The 9734-nt window shown below is 68.0% G+C and carries 8 protein-coding genes; 2 read left to right on the top strand and 6 right to left on the bottom strand.

The window, feature by feature from the left end:
- Positions 1 to 115: 115 nt before the first annotated feature.
- Genes E4L98_RS22205 through gspG form a run of 5 tightly spaced genes read right to left on the bottom strand, consistent with a single transcriptional unit; the run spans position 116 to position 4771 of the window.
- Positions 116 to 664 (bottom strand): hypothetical protein, encoded by a 549-nt coding sequence (locus tag E4L98_RS22205; RefSeq protein WP_135203721.1) that lies wholly within the window; start codon positions 662 to 664, stop codon positions 116 to 118.
- Entirely contained in the window at positions 661 to 1440 is a 780-nt protein-coding gene (locus E4L98_RS22200) for a hypothetical protein (protein WP_135203720.1), read from the bottom strand. Before E4L98_RS22200 ends, E4L98_RS22205 begins: the two co-directional genes overlap by 4 nt.
- Complete coding sequence (locus E4L98_RS22195; protein WP_135203719.1) at positions 1433 to 3130, bottom strand: GspE/PulE family protein; 1698 nt, start codon at positions 3128 to 3130, stop codon at positions 1433 to 1435. The genes E4L98_RS22200 and E4L98_RS22195 overlap by 8 nt, the downstream gene beginning before the upstream one ends.
- Positions 3127 to 4311: a type II secretion system F family protein gene (locus tag E4L98_RS22190; protein WP_135203718.1), complete on the bottom strand. Its 1185-nt coding sequence runs from the start codon at positions 4309 to 4311 to the stop codon at positions 3127 to 3129. The genes E4L98_RS22195 and E4L98_RS22190 overlap by 4 nt, the downstream gene beginning before the upstream one ends.
- A gap of 25 nt (positions 4312 to 4336) precedes the next feature.
- Positions 4337 to 4771, bottom strand: a complete 435-nt coding sequence (gspG, locus tag E4L98_RS22185) for a type II secretion system major pseudopilin GspG (RefSeq protein ID WP_135203717.1) — start codon at positions 4769 to 4771, stop codon at positions 4337 to 4339.
- Positions 4772 to 5198: 427 nt separating this feature from the next.
- Between gspG and E4L98_RS22180 the strand changes: the two genes are divergently transcribed.
- Positions 5199 to 5972, top strand: a complete 774-nt coding sequence (locus E4L98_RS22180; RefSeq protein WP_205746807.1) for an NF038120 family PEP-CTERM protein — start codon at positions 5199 to 5201, stop codon at positions 5970 to 5972.
- A gap of 16 nt (positions 5973 to 5988) precedes the next feature.
- Positions 5989 to 9174 carry a S8 family peptidase gene (locus E4L98_RS22175; protein WP_135203715.1) on the top strand — a complete coding sequence of 1062 codons (3186 nt, stop codon included), beginning with the start codon at positions 5989 to 5991 and terminating at the stop codon, positions 9172 to 9174.
- Between the two features lie 54 nt (positions 9175 to 9228).
- On the opposite strand, the gene E4L98_RS22170 is transcribed toward E4L98_RS22175, so the two are convergent.
- A partial coding sequence (locus E4L98_RS22170; RefSeq protein WP_229257512.1) for a LuxR C-terminal-related transcriptional regulator occupies positions 9229 to 9734 on the bottom strand: 506 nt, incomplete at its 5' end.

Here is a 9734-nt window from a genome sequence, read left to right as displayed (position 1 = left end):
GCCCACGCCAACGCGCCGGCCGCGCACAGCGCCGCCGTCAGGCACAGCGGCGCGCCCAGGCGCAGCACGGCGATGCGCGCGCGCAGCAGCAGCGGACCCAGGTTCACATTGGTGTTCACCGCGCCTGCCATGTCGCCTCCAGCTGGAACCGCAATGGACGGTTGGGATCCTGGTCGTTGATCTCGTGGCGGGTGATGATCACGCCGCTGAAGCTGTCCTGCTCCTTCAGCGCGGCGACGTAATCGACCATGTCGTCGCTGCCCTTGGTTTCGGCGGTGATCTTCAGGATGCGCTTGCGCGCATCGGGCTCCAGTGCCACCAGCGCCACGCTGCGCGGCGTCGCCGCCAGCACCGCGTCCTGCAGCTCGCGCCACGGCAGGTTGAGCTGCATGATGGCGCCGTTGACGAAGCGCGCCTGCGCCTCGGGAATCGCCACCTTGGCCACCTGCACCGGCCGTGCCGACGACATCGCCGCCACGCGGTCCTGCAGATGCTTCAGCTGACGCGCCCGGTCCTCGCGCTGTTCCGCCAGCTGCCAGCCGGCGACCGCCGCGCCCACGCACAGCAGCAGCCCGGCGCCGGCCAGCGCCAGCGCGGCCGGGTGCAGGTGGAACAGGCTGCGGCGCACGCCGGGCGGCGCAAAATCGATGTGCATGGATTTCATACCGCGCTCCCGGCCAGCGGCTGGCAAGCAATGTGCGACGCGCTGGCGAGCGGCTGGATCCACCCCGCCGGCGCCGCGCCGTGCAACTGCAGCAGCGCCGGCGGCGCCATGTCCAGCAGCAGCGCTTCACGCTGCAGCGTCCGCGTCAGCCAGGCCTGATCGGCGTCCGGCGGAATCGGCAACGGGCGGATCGCGCGGATGCGTTTGCCGTCGGTGTCGGTGGCGGCCAGCGTCAGCAGCTGCTCGTGCACCAGCCCGAACCAGGCGCCGGCCTTGACGCCGCGGCGGCAGCGGTTCCAGGCGCTGACGATGCGCGGCGCGATGCCGACGATGGCCAGGCGGCAGTCCTGCGCCACCGCCTGCAGCACGTCCAGCAGGCGCTGCGGCACGGCGGCGGCGAAGAACGGCTGCGCCGCATCCCAGTCGGCCGCCACCCGCCACGCCGACGGCGGCTCGCCATACAGCGACTGGAAGCGCAAGCCGGCCGCGCCTTCCAGATCGGCCATGCGCGCGGCGCCGGGCGGCGGCGTCACGCGCCACATGCGCGTCAGTTCGTCCGACAGGGTGAACTGCGCCGCCCAGCCGCCGACCTCCAGCTCGCCCAGCACGGCGCGCAGGGCGTTGCCGATGGCGTCGAACGGATGCTCGCCGGACGGCGCGATGCTTTGCCGCGCCAGCAGCGTCACGGCGTCGGCGCGCCAGCGGCTGACGCGCAGCACGCTCACCGCGTGCGGCGCCACATCGATGCGCAGCGATAGTCCGAAGGCTTTAAGCATGCAGGGTCACCCGTTTGATTTCAGTGATGGTGGTGCCGCCGCGCCGCACCAGTTCCAGCGCCGCCTGGCGCAGGCTGCGCGTGCCGTTCTCATAGGCGGCCTGCTTGATCTGGCGGATCGGCCGCTTGTCGACGATCAGTTCGCGGATCTCGTCGTTCAGCGTCAGGATTTCGGCGATCGAGCGGCGGCCCTTGTAACCGGTGCCACGGCAGTCGCCGCAGCCCTTGCCGGCCATGAAGCGGTAGTCCTGCGCGTCGGCGCGCGTCAGGCCGACGCTGGCCAGTTCCATCTCGTCGGGCGTGTATTCGGCGGCGCAGTGCGGGCAGTTGATGCGGATCAGGCGCTGCGCCCAGATGCCGTTCAGCGCCGAGACGAAGGCATACGGGTCGATGCCCATGTGGGTGAAGCGGCCGAACACGTCGAACACGTTGTTGGCGTGGACGGTGGTCAGCACCAGGTGGCCGGTCAGCGCCGACTGCACGGCGATTTCCGCCGTCTCGCGGTCGCGGATCTCGCCGACCATGATCTTGTCCGGGTCGTGGCGCAGGATCGAGCGCAGGCCCTTGGCGAAGGTCAGCCCCTTCTTCTCGTTGACCGGAATCTGCAGGATGCCGGGCAGCTGGTATTCGACCGGATCTTCGATGGTGATGATTTTTTCGCGGCCATTGTGGATCTCGGTCAGCGCCGCGTACAGCGTGGTGGTCTTGCCCGAGCCGGTGGGACCGGTCACCAGCAGCATGCCGTAGGCTTCCTGCGCCAGCGTGCGCAGGGTGGCCAGCGACGGCGCGTCGAAGCCCAGCGCCTCCAGCGTCAGCGAGCCGTAGGCTTCGATCATGGCGCGCTTGTCGAGGATACGGATCACCGCATCCTCGCCGTGGATGCTGGGCATGATGGAGACGCGCAAATCGATCTCGCGGCCGTTCGACTCGACGCGGAAGCTGCCGTCCTGCGGGATGCGGCGCTCGGCGATATCGAGCTCGCCCAACACCTTGATGCGCGAGATGATCTGCTCGGCCACGTCGATGCCGTTGACGGCGGTGGCATGATCGAGCACGCCGTCGACGCGGTACTTGACCGCCAGCCCGCCGGCCGTGCTTTCCAGGTGGATGTCGGAGGCGCCGGCCTTGAGCGCGTCGTACAGCGTGGAGTTCACCAGCCGCACGGCCGGACTGGCCGCTTCCGACACCGAGGCGAACGACAGCACCGCCGCCGTCTTGCCGTCGCGCCGGCCCTCGCTGGCGCCGGGCAGCAGCGAGTCGGTGGCGCGCGCCGATTCCTCCTGCTTGGACAGATACGCCTGGATGTCGGCCTGCAGCGCCAGCCGCGTGAGCAGCGGCGCCGCCGGCGTGGCGCGCGCCTGCGTGCCCAGCCAGGTCTGCAGATCGAGGTCGAACGGATCGGCGATCACGCCGATCACCGTCGTTTCGGCGCCGTCGGCCGCGCGCAACAGCACGCAGGCGCGCGCCATCGCCTGCGACAGCGGCAGCAGATCCCAGGCCGGCTCGTAGGACAGCATGTCCACCGTCTCCAGCACCGTCATGCCGAACGGCTGCGCCAGCGCGCGCACCAGCAGGCGCGGCTCGCTGCCGGTCAGCGCCTCCAGCTCCTCGACCAGGGTGCGCTTGGATTGTTGGCGCAGGTGGCGCGCGCGCGCCACCACCGCGGTATCGATCGCCTGCACGGCCGTCATGACATGTCTCCCGCCAGATCGAAGATCGGCATATACAACAGCACCACGATGGCGCCGACCACCAGGCCGATGGCCGCCATCAGCAGCGGTTCGAAAGTGCGCGTGAAGCGTTCTATCCAGCGGCTGATTTCGCCGTCGTAAAAGGCCGCCGACTGGGTCAGCATCGGTCCCATGTCGCCGGTGCGCTCGCCCACGCGCAGCATGCGCAGCGAGATCGGCGTGGTCAGGTGCGCCGCCTCGAACGACGACGACAGCGGCAGCCCCGATTCGATGTCGGCGCGCGCGGCCTGCAAATTCTGGCGCATGCCGGCCGAGACCATGCCCTGCACGGTCTCGATCGCGTGCACGATGGTGATGCCGCCCTCGCTCAGCATGCCCAGCGTCAGATACAGGCGCGACAGCTCGTAAATGCGCACGCGCTCGCCGATGCCGGGCAGCTTGCCCAGCAGCCGGCCGATGCCGCCGTTGGCCAGCAGGTGGCGCACGCCCAGCGCCAGCGCGCCCAGCGCCACGGCCACGCCGGCCAGCATGGCCAGCGTGTGCTGGCTGGCGAACTGGCCCCAGTTCAGCATCTGCTGCGACAGCCACGGCAGGTTGCGGCCGGCGCCCTGGTAGACCTCGGCAAAGCGCGGCACCACGTAACCGATCAGGAACATGCTGACGCCGCCGCCGACCAGCAGCAGGATGCAGGGATAGATCGCGGCCGACACCAGCTTGGCGCGCACCACGTCGATGCGCTGCTGGTAATCGATGTAGCGCGCCAGCGAGCGCGGCAGGTCGGAGGTGCCCTCGGCGGCCTTGACGATGCCGACGTACAGCGGCGGGAACAGGTCCGGCTGCTCGGCCAGCACGGCGGAAAAGCGCTGCCCCTCGCGCAGGCCGGCCAGCAGCCGCTCCAGCACGGTCCGGGTGGCCGGGCTGGCTTCCTTTTCCAGCAGCGCTTCCAGGCCTTCGACGATGCCGAGACCGGCGGTGAGCAGCGCCAGCAGTTCCTGGCTGAACAGCACCAGCGACAGCCCCTTGCCGCGCCGTTTCTTGCGCACGCCGCGCACCGGCGCGATGGCGCTGACAAAGAGGCCGCGCGCCTCGACCTGGCGGCGCGCGTCGGCCTCATCGCGGCCATCGATCACCAGATGGGAGATGACCATATCGGCCGACAAGGTGCGTACGTCGAACTGCATGAACGCTTTCGTGGGCGGCTATGGGTTATTGCGAGCTGATGTCGGCGTCTTCGCCGCTGCCGCCCGGCTGGCCGTCGCGGCCCAGCGAGGTGATCTCGAACTCGGCCTTGCTGCCCGGCGCCTTGTACTGGTACGGGTGGCCCCATGGATCGGGCGGAATGCCCTTCTTCAGGTACGGACCGTTCCATTTGGCGCCTGCGGTGGGTGGCGCCGTCACCAGCGCATTCAGGCCTTCGTCGGTGGTCGGATAGCGGCCGACATCGAGGCGGAAAGTGTCCAGCGACTTTTCAAACGCTTCGATCTGCGCCTTGGCGATCGTCACTTCCGATTTGCCCAGCTGTGAGAAATACTTCGGACCGACATAGGCCGCCAGCAGGCCGATGATCACGATCACTACCAACAATTCCAACAGAGTAAAGCCGGCCGCCTTGTGAGCGCCGTGACGCTTTGCAACTTCCATTCCAAAAACTCCTTTGCGTTTCCAACTTGCCGGCACGAAGTCAGAGGCTACCATGCGGTTTGCATAGCAGACAATCTTTTCTTCACCTCGGCGCGCGATATCCGCCCAATTATGTAACTTGCAATTAAGATTGCTCAACACTTTAGCGGGTTTCATGTCGCTTGTTCATAAATTACAACGGCCGTTGTGTTTTGCGTACACCCGCAATTGGCAAGCCGACGTAGCGGAAACCAAATTTAATACGATGAAAGTTGATTCAATTTAAACAATCAACGTTAAAATTTTTACCATCACAGTGTCGTTATTGCTAGACTTTTTGATACCGAGCCATCGGAAAACACGCAGCCCGCCGGGCGCCGGCGGACTTGAACAAGCACTCAATCCAAAGGGTATTCAAATGACACACTGTGTTGAGCGGTATCGAGCATTGAGCCTTACCCCTTTCAAGCACCTCGCTTACGCCGCGCTGGGAGTCCTGGCACTGGCGGGGGCGCCGTCTGCCTACGCCGGCGCGGTGATCGATTTCGAGTCCGCCCCGCTGGGGCCGATCGGCAGCTACGACCCGGTCGGCGGGCCGACCCTGAGTGACGTGTTCGTTTCCAATGGCTTCTATGTCGGCGCCTTTACCAACGCCCCGAAGGGCGAGGCCGGCGACCTGGTGGCTTCGGTGGTGGACGGCAGCGATGTGGCCGGCGCCTGCTGGAACTTGGCCTGCCCGACCAGCGCCTCGAATTCCAGCAAATACCTGGCCTCGCTGAACGATGGCGTGATCGACATCTTCCACACCAGCGGCAGCAGTTTCCGCATCCAGTCCTTCGATGCCAGCTTTATCGGCAACTACGACACCGGCACTTTCCCCGCCGGTCGCGCCGGCGTGCTGCGCATCCAGGGCTTCACGGCGCTGGGCAATTCGCTTAGCCAGGACTTTGTCCTGGCTGGCCCCGGCGCCGACGGCTTTGCTTTCGCCCACCAGGTCACCACAGGCGCCTTCGCCAACACCGACTTTGTCGAGTTTATTGCCTTCGCCTTTGCCTGCGATACCCCGGCAGCCTCGAGCTGCACTGTATTCAACAGCAACCGCGGCCAGTTCGCGCTCGACAATATCGCCACCACCGCGGCCGTGCCGGAGCCATCGACCTGGCTGATGCTCGGCGCCGGCCTGCTAGCTGTGGGCGCCATCACCCGCCGCCGCCAAGCTTGAAACAGGAGACGACAATATGAAACTCCATCCGATTTCCGCCGCCGTCACCCTGTTGCTGGGCAGCCTGCTGCAAATCGCCCACGCCGACGACGTGCGCCGCCCGTACATCGTGCAACTGACCGACAAGCCGGTGGCCTCGTACACCGGCGGCGTCAGCGGCCTGGCCGCCACCCAGCCGCCGGCCGGCCAGCGCATCGTGCTCGACACCAGCGCCGTCAACCTGTACACCGACTACCTGGTGCACAAACAGGCCACGGTCAAGGCCGCGGTGCCGTCCGCGCCCATCCTGTACGACTACCAGATCGCGCTGAACGGCTTTGCCGCCATGCTGACCGATGACGAGGTGCGCACCCTGCAAGCCAACAGCGGCGTGGCCTCGATCACCGCCGACACCCCGCGCGCGCCGACCACCAACTACACCCCGACCTTCCTCGGTCTGGACGGCCCCAATGGCCTGTGGGCGCAGATGGGCGGCAAGGACAAGGCCGGTGAAAACGTGGTGATCGGCATCATCGATGGCGGCATCTGGCCGGAAAACCCGTCCTATGCCGACCGCGTCGACGCCAACGGCGTGCCGACCTTCGATCCGAACGCCACGCTGGCCTACAGCGCACCGCAGAACTGGAACGGCACCTGCCAGACCGGCGAAGGCTTCACCGTGGCCGACTGCAACAACAAGCTGATCGGCGCACGCTACTTCAACACCGGCTTCAAGGCCCAGGGCCTGGTCCAGCACTGGACCGACTTCACCTCGCCGCGCGACTCGATCGGCGGCACCCTCGGCCATGGCGGCCACGGCACCCACACCTCCAGTACCGCCGGCGGCAACAACAACGTGCCGGCGCAGCTGAGCGGCATCCCGATGGGCAATGTGTCCGGCATGGCGCCACGCGCGCGCATCGCCATGTACAAGGTGTGCTGGTCGTACAACGACGCCAGCGACCCGACCGGCGCGCTGAACCGCTGCTGGGGCTCGGACAGCGCCGCCGCCATCGAGCGCGCCATCCTCGACGGCGCCAACGTGCTGAACTACTCGATCGGCGGCGGCACCGTGCTCAACGACGTGGTCGAACAAGCGTTCCTGCACGCCAGCAACGCCGGCCTGTTCGTGGCCGCCTCGGCCGGCAACGATGGCCCGGCGCCGTCGGCCGGCCACCTGAGCCCGTGGCTGACCACGGTCGGCGCCTCGACCCACAACCGCTTCCTCAAGGCCGACGTCAAGCTCGGCAGCGGCGTCACCTACAGCGGCGCCTCGCTCAACATCAACCCGCTGCCGGACAACACCCCGATCATCCGCTCCGAAGACGCGGCGGTGGCCGGCGCCGCGCCGGGCGCGGTGCAGCTGTGCTACAGCAAGGGCTGGAACGGCGGCGTGGCGGTGCTCGACCCGGCCAAGGTCAGCGGCAAGATCGTCACCTGCGTGCGCGGCACCAACGACCGTATCGACAAGAGCCGCGCGGTGGCCGAGGCCGGCGGCGTCGGCATGGTGATGGTCGACAACGGCGGCGGCCTGGTGGCGGAAATCCACTCGGTGCCGACGGTGCACGTGAGCGCCGCCGATGGCGCGCTGATCAAGGCCTATGCCGCCAGCAAGACCGGCACCGCCGGCCTGAGCCACTTCGTCAACGCGGTCGGCAGCACGCCGGCGCCGGTCATGGCCAGCTTCTCGTCGCGCGGCCCGAACAGCTTCGACGGCAACGTGCTGAAGCCGGACGTGACCGCCCCCGGCGTCGACATCCTGGCCGGCGTCACGCCCGAGCTGACGGCCGCCCAAAAGGCCAACGTCATCAACGGCACCCTGCGGCCGGACCCGGCCTGGAACCTGTACCAGGGCACCTCGATGGCCTCGCCGCACGTGGCCGGCGTGGCCGCGCTGCTGCACCAGCGCCACCCCGACTGGTCACCGGCGGCGATCAAGTCGGCACTGATGACCTCGGCCACCCCGACCTATCCGGACACCGCCAGCGGCGACCAGCGCGGCATCCTGCCGTTCGCCCAGGGCGCCGGCCACATCAACCCGACCGGCAGCGTGATCCATCGCGCCGACGGCAAGGCCTACAATGCCGGCGGCGCCGACGATCCGGGCCTGGTGTTCGACCTCGGCCCGAACGACTACAAGAAATACCTGTGCGGCGCCGGCTACAGCAGCGAATGCAGTGCCGGCACCATGGCCGGTTATGCGTTGAACCTGCCATCGATCACGCTCAACAACGTGCTGGGCAGCATCACCGTCAGCCGCAGCGTGACCAACGTCAGCGGCGAGGCCGAGAGCTATGCGATCGCGCCGACCCTGAGCGGCTACACCGTCAGCGCCTCGCCCGCCACGCTGGCCGTGGGACCGGGCGAGACCAAGAGCTTCAGCGTCACGCTGACACGCGGCAGCGCGCCGGACAACGTATGGCAGTACGGCGACGTGACCCTGAGCAGCAGCAAGCACGTGGTGCGCATCCCGCTGACCGCGCGCAGCGGCAAGCCGCTGGTGGCGCCGGTCGTCGTCGCCAGCATCAAGCCGAGCGGCAACGTCATGTTCAGCGTGACCACCGGCTTCGCCGGCCGCATGAGCGCCAGTACCGCCGGCCTGAAGGCAATCACCAAGAGCGGCGCGCTGAGCGTGGCGCGCCTGACCACCAGCGTCGGCAGCATTGCCGACATGCAGGCCGCCTGCAACAGCGGCGCCACCGGCACCACGCTGGTGCCGTTCACCTTCCCGGCCAGCACCGTGGCCGCCTCGTTTGAACTGTTCGACGCCGACACCGGCGCGCCGGGCCATGAGGACATCGACATGCTGCTGCTGACCGGCAACGGTCAGCTGGTCGACTACTCGGCCTCGGACGGCTCCAACGAAGCGATCCTGCTGACCGCGCCGCCGGCCGGCAGCTACAAGGTGTGCGTGCTCGGCTACGCGCCCGCCAACGGCGTCTCGACCACCTTCAAGCTGTCGTCGGCGGTGGTCAGCACGGCCGATACCGGCGGCAACCTGAAAGTGCTGCTGCCCAGCCAGGTGTATGCCGGCGGCAGCGCCACCGTGGCCACCACCTGGTCCGGCCTGGCCAGCGGCAACCGCTACCTCGGCGGCGTGCAGCTGAAAGATCCGACCGGCAACCCGGTCGGCGCCACCGCCGTGCTGGTGGAAACCAACAGCCCGATCCCCTTGGCCAAAGGCACGGCCAAGGCGACGCGCCTGTTCACCAGCAGCAAGTAAGCGCGCCCTCGGGCCGGGTCTGCGACGCCGCACCGCGAGGTGCGGCGTTTTTTTTCAGGCCGCGCGCGCCAGCGGTTGCGGCGGCCGGTCGAACAATTGCAGCACCATGCCGCGCGTGATGGCTTGCGCGCGGTTGGACACGCCCAGCAAGCGGTACACCCGTTGCAGGTGGTTCTTGACGGTCAGGCCGCTGATGCCGAGGATCAGGCCGATCTCGTCATTGCTCTTGCCCTCGCGCACCCAGTGCAGGATTTCCGCCTCGCGCGCGCTGACCGGCCGCGCCAGCGCGCCGGCGCGCGCCTGCGCCTGTTGGCGGTTGATGCGCTGCAAGCTCAGGTGCAGATACGGCAGCAGCAGCTCGAGGAAATACGCGTGGCGCGGCCGCGGCCGGTGCGGCATGCCGAACAGCGCAAAGAAGGTGGCGCCGCCCGGCAAGCGTTCGCTGCCGTGCATCAACAGATTGTCCAGGCCGAGTTCGCGCAGCTCGCCCTGATACGGCGCCAGCGCGGCGCCGGCCTTGAGCGGATCGGCGCCCGGCCCGGCATCGAGCCAGGCCGGCA

It is taken from the genome of Duganella callida, assembly GCF_004614165.1.
Lineage (GTDB): Bacteria > Pseudomonadota > Gammaproteobacteria > Burkholderiales > Burkholderiaceae_D > Rugamonas > Rugamonas callida.
This window is presented reverse-complemented; position numbering and strand designations above follow the sequence as displayed.

What these genes read in the sequence shown, in the direction of transcription:
- E4L98_RS22190 (WP_135203718.1), bottom strand. Translation starts at nt 4,311, where the DNA reads ATGCAGTTCGACGTACGCACCTTGTCGGCCGATATGGTCATCTCCCAT.
- E4L98_RS22175 (WP_135203715.1), top strand. Translation starts at nt 5,989, where the DNA reads ATGAAACTCCATCCGATTTCCGCCGCCGTCACCCTGTTGCTGGGCAGC.
- E4L98_RS22205 (WP_135203721.1), bottom strand. Translation starts at nt 664, where the DNA reads ATGAAATCCATGCACATCGATTTTGCGCCGCCCGGCGTGCGCCGCAGC.
- E4L98_RS22195 (WP_135203719.1), bottom strand. Translation starts at nt 3,130, where the DNA reads ATGACGGCCGTGCAGGCGATCGATACCGCGGTGGTGGCGCGCGCGCGC.
- E4L98_RS22200 (WP_135203720.1), bottom strand. Translation starts at nt 1,440, where the DNA reads ATGCTTAAAGCCTTCGGACTATCGCTGCGCATCGATGTGGCGCCGCAC.
- gspG (WP_135203717.1), bottom strand. Translation starts at nt 4,771, where the DNA reads ATGGAAGTTGCAAAGCGTCACGGCGCTCACAAGGCGGCCGGCTTTACT.